Source organism: Bacillus cereus group sp. MYBKT111-2 (genome assembly GCF_051915205.1).
Lineage (GTDB): Bacteria > Bacillota > Bacilli > Bacillales > Bacillaceae_G > Bacillus_A > Bacillus_A paranthracis.
In genome coordinates this window covers 77,649-92,211 of sequence record NZ_JBQAEG010000001.1, presented here as the reverse complement: position 1 = coordinate 92,211, position 14,563 = coordinate 77,649, and the positions used below count along the sequence as shown (strand labels likewise).

The following is a 14,563-nucleotide window of genomic DNA, read 5'->3' as shown; positions in this document are numbered from 1 at the left end:
AAGATCACCTTTACGGGTGATCTTTTTTCTTTTTTCACTCTATCGAATGAAATTTATAACTTAAGAAATACTAGTTATATACGAGTGAAAGGGGATGCGATATGACAGAACGTGATCGTTATACAAATGAAGAGAAAGAGGCTGAACCGAAAGAAACCGGAAAAGAAGCTTCAATAGTGGAAAAAATTCAACAGCTTGGACAAACGAATGTACCACAAATGAATGAATCACGTATTCATTGTTTAACAATCATTGGACAGGTGGAAGGTCATGTTCAGTTGCCACCGCAAAATAAAACAACAAAATATGAGCATATCATTCCGCAAATTGTTGCGATAGAACAAAATCCGAAAATTGAAGGTTTACTTTTAATATTAAATACGGTTGGAGGTGACGTTGAAGCTGGGTTAGCAATTTCTGAGATGGTAGCTTCGCTTTCAAAGCCAACGGTATCACTTGTTCTGGGTGGAGGACATTCTATTGGTGTGCCAATTGCTGTCTCTACGGATTATTCATTTATTGCAGAAACTGCGACGATGACAATTCATCCGATTCGTCTAACAGGTCTTGTTATAGGTGTGCCGCAAACATTTGAGTATTTAGATAAAATGCAAGAAAGAGTTATTCGATTTGTGACGAAACATTCGAAAGTTACAGAAGATCGTTTTAAAGAGCTAATGTTTGCGAAAGGGAATTTAACGCGGGATATTGGTACGAATGTAATTGGTGGAGATGCAGTGAAGTATGGTCTTATAGATGATGTCGGTGGTATTGGAAATGCGATTCGAAAATTAAACGAATTAATAGATGCTCGCGGGGATGATCATGCAGAAGGGACAATGTTACAATGATTTTATATACAATTATGCCAGAGCAACTCGTGTATCCAGCCGATTATTCGCAATGTGAAAGTCAAAAAGTCGTAAATATAAACGGTGTTGAATTAATGGTTTCTGAAGAAGAACATGGGTGTTATTCTATTGTGCGTGTGTTAAGTACGGATCCGTATCACTACTTAGAATTTGAGCCTGGCCAGAAAATAACCTTTTAGCAAAAAGAAGGATTTTGTTTAGAAGCTATGGTATAATATAAAAAACAAGACGGTTGAGCAGCCATGAGAGGGCTGCTTTCTTCTGTTTATTTAACATTTTACAAGAAGTGTAAAAATAGAAGATATAAAGACCTGAAAAAATAGAGAAAACAAACATATAAGCAGAGTTTTTTAGGAAGTTTTACTTATATGTAGAACACGAGGTGAAGAAATGGCAAAACAAAAGCAAAGAGGGACGAAGGCAAAGGCAAGACGTACGATAAAGCCAACTTTGTATTATGAAATCGTCGGTTTAACTCTTTTTGCACTTTCAATCATTACGATTTTACAGCTAGGCGTTGTAGGGAAATCGTTTGTGTTATTTTTTCGCTTCTTCTTTGGTGAGTGGTACATAATTGGTGTGTTAGGTGTAATAGCTTTATCAGTTTCATTCGTTATAAAACGTGGATGGCCGAACCTATTAAATAAACGGTTAATCGGTTTTTATTTAATAGTATTGGCGATATTAATGTTTAGTCATATTACATTATTTAACCTTCTTACAAAAGATGGAGCAGTGCAAAATACTTCTGTTATTGTGAGTACGAAAGATAATTTCTTTCTTGAAATGAAAAAAGGGCCAGATAGCGTTCATTTAGGTGGTGGCATGTTTGGTGCGCTTATGTTTGCTACATGTTACTTCTTATTTGACGAAGTAGGAGCTTATATTATTGGTATTATTTTAGTTATTCTCGGTATACTTTGTATAACAAATAAGCATATTGGAGAAGTGTTAGCTCCAGTTGGTAGAGTTCTTAGAAGTCAATTTCAAGTGATGCAAGGGGACTATAAAGATTGGAGAGCTAAAAGAACGGCTGAACAAACAGAAAAGAAAAAAACAACAAGAAGCACAAGAAGCAAACGTGCTGCAGAACAAGAAGAAATTATTGAGCCGATGGAAGAAATCTCAATTGATCCTCCGATTATTTCGAATTTCACTGAGAATTATCCTGTAAATGAAGAAGAGGATAAACGAATTGAAGTAGAGCAAGAAGAGTTAATCACTTCACCGTTTATTGAAGAGACTCCACCAGTTGAAGAGCCGAAGAAAAAGCGTGGAGAAAAAATCGTTGAATCGCTAGAGGGTGAAACACAAGCACCTCCTATGCAATTTTCAAATGTAGAAAATAAAGATTACAAGCTTCCTGCGCTTGATATATTGAAATTTCCAAAGAATAAGCAAGTTACAAATGAAAATGCGGAAATTTATGAGAATGCTCGTAAATTAGAACGTACTTTCCAAAGTTTTGGAGTGAAAGCGAAAGTAACAAAAGTACATAGAGGTCCTGCAGTTACAAAATATGAAGTGTATCCTGATATGGGAGTAAAGGTAAGCAAAATCGTCGGTTTAAGTGATGATTTAGCACTTGCGTTAGCGGCGAAAGACATTCGTATTGAAGCGCCTATTCCCGGGAAATCAGCTGTAGGAATTGAAGTGCCGAACTCAGAAGTCTCCATGGTAACGCTTAGAGAAGTTCTTGATTCTAAAGCTAACAATCATCCGGAAGAGAAGTTGTTAATAGGCCTTGGACGAGATATTACAGGTGAAGCTGTATTAGCCCGCTTAAATAAAATGCCCCATTTACTAGTTGCAGGTGCGACAGGTAGTGGGAAAAGTGTATGTATTAACGGTATTATTGTTAGTATTTTAATGCGTGCAAAACCACATGAAGTAAAATTAATGATGATTGATCCGAAAATGGTAGAGTTAAATGTATATAACGGTGTGCCTCATTTGTTAACACCAGTTGTAACGGATCCGAAAAAGGCATCGCAAGCATTGAAAAAAGTTGTGAGTGAAATGGAGCGCCGTTATGAGTTATTTGCTCATAGTGGTACGCGTAATATTGAAGGATATAATGATTATATAAAAGAGCATAATAGTCAATCAGAAGCGAAACAACCAGAATTACCGTATATTGTAGTAATTGTGGATGAGTTAGCAGATTTAATGATGGTTGCTTCGTCGGATGTAGAGGATGCGATTATGCGTTTAGCGCAAATGGCTCGTGCTGCTGGTATTCATTTGATTATTGCAACGCAACGTCCGTCAGTTGATGTCATTACGGGAGTTATTAAAGCGAATATTCCATCACGTATTGCATTCGCTGTATCATCTCAAACAGATTCTCGTACAATTCTTGACGGTGGTGGTGCAGAGAAACTGCTAGGTCGTGGAGATATGCTATTTATACCAATTGGTGCATCGAAGCCTGTACGTGTACAAGGTGCGTTTTTATCAGATGATGAAGTTGAGAGAGTTGTAGAATATGTGATTGGTCAGCAAAAAGCGCAATATCAAGAAGATATGATCCCGCAAGATGTTCCTGATACGAAGCAGGAAGTAGAAGATGAATTATACGATGAAGCAGTTCAGCTCGTAGTGGAAATGCAAACAGCATCTGTTTCTATGTTGCAACGTAGGTTTAGAGTTGGTTATACGCGTGCTGCCCGTTTAATTGATGCAATGGAAATGAATGGTGTAGTAGGTCCTTATGAAGGTAGTAAACCACGAGAAGTGCTCATTAATGATGTACAAGAAAAAAGTTCATAAAAAAAGCCTAATTGTTTTTACAATTAGGCTTTTTTATATGCTGGTTTTGTTATATACTATATTCAGCGATAAAGAAAGGGCTTACATTTAAGGTGGTTCTTTAGAATACGAATACTTTGGTGTGGTTTTTTGTGAACGTTCGATATTTCATGTAGAAAAATGTTAAATTTTGTTGACACGTATGGGAGCAAGTGGTAAGATTACTTCGAAAAGAATCACTGCCTCATATAATCTTGGAGATAAGGTCCATAAGTTTCTACCTGGCAACCATGAATTGCTAGACTATGAGGGGAAAAGTGTGTAACAAAGGATGTAAGAGATCTTTGTGCCGAACTTTTTCTCGCTATGAGGAATGTTTATGGTGCAAAGTTTTTTTTATGCAGTAAAGAGTGAAAATTTTTTTTAAAAAAATTATTAATATTTATTCGACAATTATGCTTATTTTTAGTATTTAGCAATTTTTATTATGTTGTAAGTTGAAAAAAGAGAAAAGAAGTCTTACATCAGAGGTCGAATAATTGAAATGCGGGGGAGTCTTATGTCAGTAAAATCCGATAGTCGTCACCTATATTTACGGGTGATTGATCACATCAAAGAAAAGATTAAAGATGGGGCTTACAAAGAAAGACAAAAGTTGCCATCAGAGTTTGATTTAGCGAAAGAACTTGGCGTAAGTAGAGCGACTTTAAGGGAAGCGCTGCGTATTTTAGAAGAAGAAAATGTTGTCATTCGTAGACATGGTGTAGGAACATTTGTAAATGCAAAACCGTTATTTTCTTCTGGGATTGAACAACTTTCTAGTATTACAGATATGATTTCTAGTGTGGGGAAAACACCAGGAACTATCTTTTTATCATCATCTACAACAAGTTTAACAGAAGAAGAAAAAGAGAAGTTTAATAGTGAAGATGGTTTTAATGCAGTGATGATTGAGCGTGTGCGTACAGCAGATGGGGAACCTGTTGTATATTGTATCGATAAACTTGCAAAAGAAATCTTGCCAGATTTATCGGGATACAACGAAGAATCATTGCTTACAGTGATACATAACAATACGCACAAACGTATCACATACGCAGTTGCTCATATTGAGCCAATTGGCTATCATCCGAAAATCTCACCGATTTTGGAATGTGAACCGGAAACGGCACTGCTAGTATTAAAACAAATGCACTATGATCAAAATGATGAGCCAATCTTATATTCTATCAATTACTTTAGAGCTGATAAGTTTAGCTTCCACGTATTAAGAAAACGTATGTAGGTAGGTTCCTTTTTAGGGAGGTGACAGCAAGAAGTTAGGGACAGCAGCGTATAAAAAATAGACAAATCATTTCAGGAGGGGTTTCTAGTATGAAGAAAAAAACAGGTCTTTTATTATCATTAACATTAGCAGCAAGTGCGGTGTTAGGTGCATGTGGTAACTCGGATAAAGCGAGTAGCGACAAAAAAGAGTTTAAAGTTGGTATGGTTACGGATGTTGGGGGCGTTGATGACAAATCATTTAACCAATCAGCTTGGGAAGGTTTAACGAAATTCGGTAAAGACAATAATTTAAAGAAAAATGAAGGATATCGTTATCTTCAATCAAGTAAAGATGCTGATTATATCCCGAACTTAACGAAGTTTGCGAAAGATCATTATAACACAACATTTGGTATTGGTTACTTAATGGAAAAATCAATCGAAAAAGTGGCTGAGCAGTATCCAAAAGAGCAATTTGCGATTGTAGATACAGTTGTAGAAAAGCCAAACGTAACAAGTATTACATTTAAAGACCATGAAGGTTCATTCCTAGTTGGTGCTGTAGCAGCAATGACGACAAAATCAAATAAAGTTGGTTTTGTTGGTGGCGTGAAGAGTCCATTAATTACAAAATTTGAATCAGGTTTCAAAGCTGGTGCAAAAGCAGTAAACCCAAATATCGAAATCGTATCACAATATGCTGATGCATTTGATAAGCCGGAAAAAGGATCAGTATTAGCTTCAGCAATGTACGGTGGAGGCGTTGACGTAATTTATCATGCATCTGGTGCAACTGGTAACGGTGTATTCACAGAAGCGAAAAACCGTAAGAAAAAAGGTGAAAATGTTTGGGTAATCGGTGTTGACCGTGACCAAAATCAAGAAGGTATGCCTGAAAACGTAACTTTAACATCAATGGTAAAACGTGTTGATATTGCAGTAGCAAAAGTAGCACAAGAAGCGAAAGACGGTAAATTAAAAGGCGGTAAAGTAGAAGAATTCGGATTAAAAGATGACGGTGTTGGTATTGCGAAAACTACTGACAATGTGAAAAAAGTAAATCCAGAAATCTTAACAAAAGTAGAAGAGCTTGAGAAGAAAATCACTGACGGTGAAATTAAAGTCCCTGCAACTGATGAAGAATATAAAACATATGAAGCTTCTCTAAAGAAATAATAATAGAGAAATAGCAAAGGTTAGTTCGTAGAACTAACCTTTGCATATATAAAAATACTTTTAATAGAGTGTAATTAGGGAGTGTTCCCTGCTAAAAGGAGGAACAAAATGGAATACGTAATTGAGATGAACAATATTACAAAAGTATTCCCAGGCATTGTAGCGAATGACGATATTACGCTGCAAGTAAAACAGGGAGAAATACATGCTTTACTTGGAGAAAATGGTGCAGGGAAATCCACATTGATGAATGTACTATTTGGTTTGTACCAACCAGAACAAGGTGAAATTAAAATTAAAGGAAAACCTGTAAAAATTACAAATCCGAATATAGCAAATGACCTTGGTATTGGGATGGTCCATCAGCATTTTATGCTTGTTCATAATTTTACAGTTACAGAGAATATTATTCTTGGAAATGAGCCGAAGAAAAACGGGAAAATTGCTGTTGAAGAAGCGGCAAAAGAAATTAAGCAATTATCTGAACAGTATGGTTTGGCTGTTGATCCACATGCGAAAATTGAAGATATTTCTGTTGGGATGCAGCAAAGGGTTGAAATATTAAAGACTCTTTATCGTGGTGCTGAGATTTTAATATTTGATGAGCCAACCGCGGTGTTAACTCCTCAAGAAATTCATGAGTTGATTCAAATTATGAAAAAGCTTGTGCAAGAGGGGAAATCTATTATCCTTATTACACATAAGTTGAAAGAAATTATGGAAGTTTGCGATCGTTGTACAATTATTCGTAAAGGTAAGGGGATTGGTACTGTTGATGTAGCGGAAACGGATGAGCATAAACTTGCAGAGTTAATGGTCGGACGTCAAGTGAATTTTAAAACAGAAAAAATAGAAGCTAAACCAATGGAAGAAGTACTATCTATTGCAAACCTAATTGTTCATGATACGCGCAAGTTACCTGCTGTAAAAGGCCTTGACTTAACTGTTCGTGCAGGAGAAATCGTTGGGATTGCAGGGATTGATGGAAATGGTCAAAGTGAATTAATAGAGGCGATTACTGGTTTACGAAAAGTTGAGTCAGGTTCTATTGCAATTAAAGGAAAAGAAATAACGAATTGGCCTGTTCGAAGAATAACAGAAGAGGGGATTGGTCATATTCCTGAAGACCGTCATAAACACGGACTTGTTCTCGATTTTTCTGTTCGGGACAATATTGTTTTACAAACATACTATAAAAATCCATTTTCAAAGAAAGGGATTTTAAATTTTAGTAAAATTACAGAAAAAGCGAAAGCACTTATTGAACAGTTTGATGTACGTACACCTAGTGAACAAACGTTAGCTCGCGCTCTATCTGGTGGAAACCAACAAAAGGCAATTATTGCACGTGAGGTAGATCGTAATCCAGATTTACTAATTGCAGCACAGCCGACACGTGGTTTAGATGTAGGTGCGATTGAATTTATTCATAAAAAATTAATTGAGCAGAGAGATAATGGTAAGGCAGTATTGCTTTTATCTTTAGAACTGGATGAAATTTTAAATGTAAGCGATCGAGTGGCTGTTATATATGAAGGGAAAATTGTAGCAATTGTGGATGCGAAAGAAACAAATGAACAACAGCTTGGATTATTAATGGCCGGCGGGACAGGGAAAGAGAAGGTGAACACAAATGGCTAAAAAATTTTTAACAGAACGAACAATTAATATTTTAGTACCTGTGTTATCCGTAGTTTTCGGTTTACTTGTTGGTGCCATTGTAATGTTAGTTAGTGGATATGATCCAATTGTTGGATATGCCGCGCTTTGGGAAGGGATGGTTGGCAATCCACAAGCTATCGGTGAGACGTTGCGTACGATGATTCCGCTTGTATTAGCTGGTCTTTCAGTAGCATTTGCATTTCGTACAGGTCTTTTCAATATTGGGGTGGAAGGACAGTTATTAGTTGGGTGGCTCGCTGCTGTTTGGTTTGGATATGCAGTGTCGTTACCAGCAATTTTGCATATTCCGTTATCTATTTTAGTGGCGGCAATTGTCGGCGGTTTATGGGGCTTTATACCTGGATATTTAAAAGGGAAACTTAAAGTAAATGAAGTAATTGTTACAATTATGATGAACTACATTGCACTTTATGTTACGTATGATCTTATTAAACGTTTTATCCACGAAGGTAATGAAAAATCTTATGACGTACAAGCAAGTGCTTCGTTAGCTTCTGATTGGTTATCTTCATTGACAGATGGATCTCGTTTACACTGGGGAATTGTTGTGGCTATTATCATTGCGATTGTAATGTGGTTCTTATTAGATAGAACAACGTTAGGGTATGAATTAAAATCGGTTGGTTTTAACCAAAATGCCTCTCAATACGCAGGAATGAAAGTATCGCGTAATGTTGTATTATCAATGACAATTGCTGGTGCTTTTGCAGGAATTGGTGGAGCTATGGAAGGATTAGGGACATTCCAAAGTATGACAGCAATGTCTTCGTTTACTGGTATTGGATTTGATGGGATTGCGGTAGCACTTTTAGGTGGAAATAATCCATTTGGTATACTATTAGCAGCTTTACTGTTTGGTGGTTTGAAAAGTGCAGCACCACAAATGAATTTCGAAGCAGATGTACCTTCGGAGTTAATTAACGTTATTATTGCATGTATTATTTTCTTTGTAGCGTGCAGTTATGTTTTACGCTGGGCACTTACACGCATGAGCAAGGAGGGGAAATAAATGAGCTTTTTAGATATTTTAGCCATTCTTGTGACGGGTACGTTATATACGGCAGCGCCACTTATTTTTACGGCGTTAGGTGGAGTGTTCAGTGAACGTTCTGGAGTTGTAAATATAGCGTTAGAAGGTTTAATGTTATTTGGTGCATTTATTGGTATTGTTACAACGTTATTAATGGGTGATACGTGGGGATCGATGACTCCTTGGATTGCATTATTATTTGCAGCAATTGGTAGTGGATTGTTTGCACTTCTTCACGCAGTAGCATCCATTACATTCCGTGCAGATCAAGTAGTGAGCGGAGTAGCAATTAACTTCTTAGCACTTGGTTTAACAGTATTTGCGATTAAGAAAATCTTTGGCAAAGGACAAACTGATTTCATTCAATACCGCATTGAAAAAATCGATGTTCCGGGTCTTTCGGATATTCCGGTAATCGGAAAAATCTTTTTCTCTAATGTACCGTTAACATCATATATTGCTATTATTTTAGCGTTTGTCGTTTGGTATATCATTTATAAAACGCCGTTCGGTCTTCGTCTTCGTGCGGTTGGTGAGCATCCAATGGCAGCGGATACGATGGGGATTAACGTATATAAAATGCGTTATATTGCAGTTGCTATATCTGGAATGTTTGCAGGAGTTGGTGGAGCGGTCTTCGCTATGTCGATTTCTGGTAACTTCTCAGGCGCTACAATTACTGGACAAGGTTTCTTGGCGTTAGCAGCAATGATTTTCGGTAAATGGAATCCACTCGGTGCTCTTGGAGCGGCTCTGTTCTTCGGATTTGCTCAATCATTAGGAATAACAGGCGGTACAATTCCAGTACTAAAAGAAATTCCAAGTGTATTCTTAACGATATTGCCGTATGTATTCACAATATTAGCGCTTGTTGGTTTTGTAGGTCGTTCTGAAGCTCCGAAAGCATTAGGAACTCCTTATGAAAAAGGAAAACGATAAGTATAAAAAAAGCTCGCACATTAGTGCGGGCTTTTTTACATAGACTATATTTAATACGGAATTTTACTATGTTCCTTACATATTACCGTTTTTAGAAAGGGCCTAATGTAAGTATAGTGAGGAAGAAAAGTTGATTTTTCATTTCTAAAAACTGTATATTGAAGAGGAATATTCCTATATACGTAAAGGAGGGCTATAAATGAAACTGATGGAACAACAGTTACATGAGTTAGGTGGTTTACGAGTACATATTATTCCAACTGATAAATATAAAACAAATACATTTGTATTTCGTTTGAAAGCACCTTTAAATGAGGAGACGGTGACAGAGCGTGCCCTATTGCCATACGTATTGCAAAGTGCGACAGAAAAGCTTCCTTCTGTAATTCGTCTTCGTCAATATTTAGAGGAATTATACGGATCTTCTTTGGCAGTAGATGTAAGTAAAAAAGGAGAAGATCATATCATCTCTATTTATGTAGACATTGCAAATGAAGTATATTTACATGATGCACCACCGTTATTTGAAAAAGCGCTTTCTATGTTATCGGATATCGTTTTACATCCAGCAACAGAGGGGAATGGTTTTCTGCCTTCTATTGTAGAAAGTGAAAAGAGAGCGCTCTTACAACGAATTGAAGCGACGTATGATGATAAAATGCGTTATGCAAACGAGCGTTTAATTGAAGAAATGTGCAAAGTAGAACCGTATCGTTTAAGCGCAAATGGGAAAAAAGAGAGTGTTTCTTCTATTACAAATGAAAGTTTGTATCAATATTATCAAAAAGTGTTAGCGGAAGATGAAATGGACCTATACATTATTGGTGATATTTCAGAAAACGCAGTTGATCTTGTAAGTAAGTATTTTTCTATTTCAGCACGTCCTGTGAGGGAAAGAAATGTACTTCTTCATAAGAGAAATAATGAAGAAAAAGAAGTTGTGGAAAAACAAGAATTAAAACAAAGTAAATTACACATCGGATATCGTACATTTATTACGTATAAAGACGAAGATTATTTTGCGCTGCAATTGTTTAATGGATTGTTTGGAGGATTTTCTCATTCGAAGTTATTCGTTAATGTTCGTGAAAAAAATAGTTTAGCGTACTATGCAGCATCTCGCTTTGAAAGTCATAAAGGTTTATTATTTGTCATGTCAGGAATCGAAGCGAAAAATTATGAAAAAGCGGTTGAGATTATTAAAGAGCAAATGCTTGCAATGCAAAATGGTGATTTTTCTGAAGAAGAGATGCATCAAACGAAAAGTGTTATTCGAAATCAAATATTAGAAGCAATTGATACACCGCGTGGATTTGTGGAAATGCTGTATCATGGTATTATTTCAGATCGTACGCGTCCGGTTGAAGAATGGCTTACAGGTATTGAAAGTGTGACGAAAGAAGAGATTGTGAAAGTTGCTAAAAATATTGAATTAGATACAATTTACTTTTTACACGGAACGGAGGGAGAATAAATGGAGAAAATTGTTTATGAGCAATTAAAAGAGACACTCTATTATGAAAAACTTCCTAATGGATTAGATGTATATATTTTACCGAAGCAAGGATTTAATAAAACATTTGCAACGTTTACGACAAAATATGGTTCTGTGGATAATACATTCGTACCACTAGGTAAAGAAGAAATGATTCGTGTGCCGGATGGGATTGCTCATTTTCTTGAGCATAAACTATTTGAAAAAGAAGATCACGATGCCTTCCAATTGTTTAGTAAACAAGGGGCATCGGCAAATGCTTTCACATCATTCACAAGAACAGCTTACCTTTTTTCGTGTACATCAAATGTAGAACAAAATTTAAATACATTGTTAAATTTCGTACAAGAGCCTTACTTTTCTGAAAAAACAGTTGAAAAAGAGAAAGGTATCATTGGGCAAGAAATTCAAATGTATCAAGATAATCCAGATTGGCGCTTATATTTTGGGTTAATTGATAGCTTGTTTGTAAAGCACCCGATTAAAATTGATATTGCGGGTACAATCGAGTCTATTAGTAAAATTACGAAAGACCTACTATATGAATGTTATGAAACGTTTTATCATCCAAGCAATATGTTAATGTTTGTTGTAGGTGCAATTAATCCAGAGAAAACGATGGATTTGATACGTGAAAATCAAGCGAAAAAAGATTATAAAAACCAACCAGAAATAGTACGTTCATTCGAAGAAGAACCAGATGAGGTAAATGAAAAGAAGAAAATTATTTCAATGCCTGTACAAACTCCGAAATGTTTAGTTGGTATTAAAGCGACAAACTTAAAAGAAAAAGGGGAAGCCCTTTTAAAACAAGAAATTGCGCTTACGTTACTTTTAGATTATTTATTTGGGAAAAGCTCCGTTCATTACGAATCTTTATATAATGAAGGGCTCATTGATGATTCGTTCTCGTATGATTATACGGAAGAGAATAACTTCGGTTTTGCAATGGTTGGCGGCGATACGAAGCAACCTGATGAGCTGGAAGAGCGTTTGAAAGGTATTTTATTAAATACAAATTATGATCAATTAGATGAGGCGGCATTAGAACGAGTAAAGAAAAAGAAAATAGGTGGCTTTTTACGTTCCTTGAATTCACCGGAATATATTGCAAATCAATTTACACGATATGCGTTTAATGAATCGAGTCTGTTTGATGCATTGACTGTATTAGAAAGTTTAACTGTTCAAGATTTACAAGAAGTAGCAAAATTATTATTATCAGAAGAAAAAATGAGCGTTTGTCAAGTGTTACCAAAAAAATAAAAGGTTTCATAATAATACCCTCATCTTATCATTGATAAATTGTAAGATGAGGGTATTATTTATTTGTAGGGAAAAGATTTTGTTGAGATAAGAGAGGAATTGTATGAAAAAGTATGCATTAGTAACTGGAGGGAGCGGAGGGATTGGCTCTGCTATTTCGAAACAATTAATTCAAGATGGATATACAGTATATGTTCATTATAATAACAGTGAAGAGAAAGTGAATGAGTTGCAGAAAGAATGGGGTGAAGTAATTCCTGTTCAAGCGAATTTAGCTTCTACTGATGGAGCAGAGCAATTGTGGAAACAAATTGAACATCCTCTTGATGTTATCGTATATGCAGCTGGGAAGAGTATTTTTGGACTCGTAACAGATGTAACGAACGATGAATTGGATGATATGGTAGAACTTCAAGTGAAGAGTATCTATAAATTATTATCGATGGCATTGCCATCTATGATTCAACGGAGAAGCGGTAATATTGTACTTGTTTCGTCTATATGGGGACAAATTGGCGCGTCATGTGAAGTGCTTTACTCGATGGTAAAAGGTGCGCAAAATTCATATGTGAAAGCTTTAGCAAAAGAGGTTTCATTAAGTGGAATAAGAGTGAACGCGGTGGCGCCAGGTGCAATTGAAACGGAAATGTTAAACGTATTTTCAGAAGAGGATAAGAATGAAATTGCGGAAGAGATTCCGTTAGGACGATTAGGATTACCGGAAGAAGTAGCAAAAACTGTGTCATTTCTCGTATCACCAGGTGCATCTTATATAACTGGACAAATTATTGGAGTAAATGGCGGGTGGCATTGCTAAAAATTTCTTACATAAAAAATGAAAAACTGTACAAATTAAGCATGATTCTATTACTAAGTAGTGAGGTGCTTACACATGTCAGTTTTAGATAATTTTGATCAATGGAAGAGCTTTTTAGGAGAACGTTTAGAACAAGCGCAAGGAAAAGGTCTTGATGGTGGTGCTGTATCAGATATGGCATTTCGTGTTGGTGATTATTTAGCAAATGAAGTAGAAGCACGCAACGATCAAGAGAAATTATTAGCTGAACTTTGGAAAGTTGCTGACGAACAAGAGCAACATACAATCGCAAACTTAATGGTAAAGTTTGTACAACATAAGTAAAAAATAGAGAGGGGATTCTCCTCTCTATTTTTTTTGTATAATAATTGAAAGGGATAGATTATACATTTAGCTTCCCTATTAAGGTGAAATCATATAATATAGTACGTAGGTGTAAAGTAAGCAAGGGGAGTGATCTTGGATGATTGAATGGTATTTTGAATATGAAATACATAAAAACCGACCTGGCTTGCTTGGTGACGTTTCTTCGTTAATCGGTATGCTCGGCATTAATATTGTCACAATTAATGGTGTAGATAATGCAAGGCGTGGATTACTCCTTATGTGTGATAATCAAGAGCAAATCTCTAGACTAGAATCAATTTTAAATACGATGGATAACATAACGGTAACGAAATATCGTCCGCCAAAGCTAAGAGATAAGCTAGCGGTTAGACATGGTAGGTACATACAACGAGATGCAGATGATAAGAAGACATTTCGGTTTGTGCGTGATGAATTAGGGTTACTTGTAGACTTTATGGCTGAAATAATGAAAAAAGAAGGCCATAAGCTAATTGGTATACGAGGAATGCCTCGTGTTGGAAAAACAGAATCCATTGTTGCCGCAAGTGTTTGTGCAAATAAAAGATGGTTATTTGTATCGTCTACTCTTATTAAGCAAACTGTTCGTAGTCAATTGATTGAAGATGAGTATAGCGACGACAATATTTTCATCTTAGATGGAATCGTGTCAACAAAGCGTGCTAACGAAAGGCATTGGCAGCTTGTTCGTGAAATTATGAGATTGCCTGCAACGAAAGTTGTGGAACATCCTGACGTATTTGTGAGTCAGTCAGAATACACATTGGATGATTTTGATTATATTATCGAGTTGCGTAACGATTATGATGAAGAAATTCAATATAATTTAGTAGATGAAATTGAGCAAGGTACGCAAAATAATTTCTCTATGTTTGACTTTTAAAGAAATATTGAGGTGTTAG

Annotated in this window: 13 protein-coding genes and 1 riboswitch; all 13 genes read left to right on the top strand. The window is 36.1% G+C overall.

The annotated features are described in order from the left end of the window. Nucleotides 1–101: 101 nt before the first annotated feature. Nucleotides 102–851, top strand: coding sequence for a translocation-enhancing protein TepA (gene tepA, locus ACTFNE_RS00440; protein WP_000139811.1), 750 nt, complete (start codon nt 102–104; stop codon nt 849–851). Beyond that, the gene (locus tag ACTFNE_RS00435; RefSeq protein ID WP_000605021.1) at nt 848–1,051 is read left to right on the top strand and encodes a YlzJ-like family protein; all 204 of its coding nucleotides are present in this window, start codon (nt 848–850) and stop codon (nt 1,049–1,051) included. The genes tepA and ACTFNE_RS00435 overlap by 4 nt, the downstream gene beginning before the upstream one ends. A gap of 211 nt (nt 1,052–1,262) precedes the next feature. Beyond that, nucleotides 1,263–3,644, top strand: coding sequence for a DNA translocase FtsK (locus tag ACTFNE_RS00430; RefSeq protein WP_046198508.1), 2,382 nt, complete (start codon nt 1,263–1,265; stop codon nt 3,642–3,644). A gap of 203 nt (nt 3,645–3,847) precedes the next feature. Further along, nucleotides 3,848–3,949, top strand: a riboswitch (purine riboswitch). Nucleotides 3,950–4,182: 233 nt separating this feature from the next. Then, complete coding sequence (locus ACTFNE_RS00425) at nt 4,183–4,908, top strand: GntR family transcriptional regulator (RefSeq protein WP_000114176.1); 726 nt, start codon at nt 4,183–4,185, stop codon at nt 4,906–4,908. Between the two features lie 89 nt (nt 4,909–4,997). Next, nucleotides 4,998–6,065, top strand: coding sequence for a BMP family lipoprotein (locus ACTFNE_RS00420; RefSeq protein ID WP_046198509.1), 1,068 nt, complete (start codon nt 4,998–5,000; stop codon nt 6,063–6,065). A gap of 108 nt (nt 6,066–6,173) precedes the next feature. Then, the gene (locus ACTFNE_RS00415) at nt 6,174–7,706 is read left to right on the top strand and encodes an ABC transporter ATP-binding protein (RefSeq protein ID WP_000456919.1); all 1,533 of its coding nucleotides are present in this window, start codon (nt 6,174–6,176) and stop codon (nt 7,704–7,706) included. Further along, nucleotides 7,699–8,757 carry an ABC transporter permease gene (locus tag ACTFNE_RS00410; RefSeq protein ID WP_001074499.1) on the top strand — a complete coding sequence of 353 codons (1,059 nt, stop codon included), beginning with the start codon at nt 7,699–7,701 and terminating at the stop codon, nt 8,755–8,757. The genes ACTFNE_RS00415 and ACTFNE_RS00410 overlap by 8 nt, the downstream gene beginning before the upstream one ends. Further along, nucleotides 8,758–9,717, top strand: coding sequence for an ABC transporter permease (locus tag ACTFNE_RS00405; protein WP_000008842.1), 960 nt, complete (start codon nt 8,758–8,760; stop codon nt 9,715–9,717). It abuts the gene before it with no gap. A gap of 199 nt (nt 9,718–9,916) precedes the next feature. Then, nucleotides 9,917–11,191 carry an EF-P 5-aminopentanol modification-associated protein YfmF gene (gene yfmF, locus ACTFNE_RS00400; RefSeq protein WP_046198511.1) on the top strand — a complete coding sequence of 425 codons (1,275 nt, stop codon included), beginning with the start codon at nt 9,917–9,919 and terminating at the stop codon, nt 11,189–11,191. Continuing rightward, nucleotides 11,192–12,478, top strand: coding sequence for an EF-P 5-aminopentanol modification-associated protein YfmH (gene yfmH / locus ACTFNE_RS00395; protein ID WP_046198512.1), 1,287 nt, complete (start codon nt 11,192–11,194; stop codon nt 12,476–12,478). It abuts the gene before it with no gap. Nucleotides 12,479–12,581: 103 nt separating this feature from the next. Then, entirely contained in the window at nt 12,582–13,295 is a 714-nt protein-coding gene (gene ymfI / locus ACTFNE_RS00390) for an elongation factor P 5-aminopentanone reductase (protein ID WP_046198513.1), read from the top strand. 75 nt (nt 13,296–13,370) lie between these two features. Continuing rightward, on the top strand, nt 13,371–13,619 hold the full coding sequence (locus ACTFNE_RS00385) for a DUF3243 domain-containing protein (protein ID WP_000114454.1): 249 nt from the start codon (nt 13,371–13,373) through the stop codon (nt 13,617–13,619). Between the two features lie 139 nt (nt 13,620–13,758). Continuing rightward, nucleotides 13,759–14,544 carry a DUF3388 domain-containing protein gene (locus tag ACTFNE_RS00380; protein ID WP_000574107.1) on the top strand — a complete coding sequence of 262 codons (786 nt, stop codon included), beginning with the start codon at nt 13,759–13,761 and terminating at the stop codon, nt 14,542–14,544. Nucleotides 14,545–14,563 lie beyond the last annotated feature (19 nt).

Excerpts from the sequence above, each read along its gene's own strand:
- ACTFNE_RS00435 (WP_000605021.1), top strand. The coding sequence starts at position 848 with ATGATTTTATATACAATTATGCCAGAGCAACTCGTGTATCCAGCCGAT.
- ACTFNE_RS00425 (WP_000114176.1), top strand. The coding sequence starts at position 4,183 with ATGTCAGTAAAATCCGATAGTCGTCACCTATATTTACGGGTGATTGAT.
- ACTFNE_RS00405 (WP_000008842.1), top strand. The coding sequence starts at position 8,758 with ATGAGCTTTTTAGATATTTTAGCCATTCTTGTGACGGGTACGTTATAT.
- ACTFNE_RS00410 (WP_001074499.1), top strand. The coding sequence starts at position 7,699 with ATGGCTAAAAAATTTTTAACAGAACGAACAATTAATATTTTAGTACCT.
- ACTFNE_RS00380 (WP_000574107.1), top strand. The coding sequence starts at position 13,759 with ATGATTGAATGGTATTTTGAATATGAAATACATAAAAACCGACCTGGC.
- ACTFNE_RS00430 (WP_046198508.1), top strand. The coding sequence starts at position 1,263 with ATGGCAAAACAAAAGCAAAGAGGGACGAAGGCAAAGGCAAGACGTACG.
- tepA (WP_000139811.1), top strand. The coding sequence starts at position 102 with ATGACAGAACGTGATCGTTATACAAATGAAGAGAAAGAGGCTGAACCG.
- yfmH (WP_046198512.1), top strand. The coding sequence starts at position 11,192 with ATGGAGAAAATTGTTTATGAGCAATTAAAAGAGACACTCTATTATGAA.
- ACTFNE_RS00420 (WP_046198509.1), top strand. The coding sequence starts at position 4,998 with ATGAAGAAAAAAACAGGTCTTTTATTATCATTAACATTAGCAGCAAGT.
- yfmF (WP_046198511.1), top strand. The coding sequence starts at position 9,917 with ATGAAACTGATGGAACAACAGTTACATGAGTTAGGTGGTTTACGAGTA.
- ymfI (WP_046198513.1), top strand. The coding sequence starts at position 12,582 with ATGAAAAAGTATGCATTAGTAACTGGAGGGAGCGGAGGGATTGGCTCT.
- ACTFNE_RS00415 (WP_000456919.1), top strand. The coding sequence starts at position 6,174 with ATGGAATACGTAATTGAGATGAACAATATTACAAAAGTATTCCCAGGC.
- ACTFNE_RS00385 (WP_000114454.1), top strand. The coding sequence starts at position 13,371 with ATGTCAGTTTTAGATAATTTTGATCAATGGAAGAGCTTTTTAGGAGAA.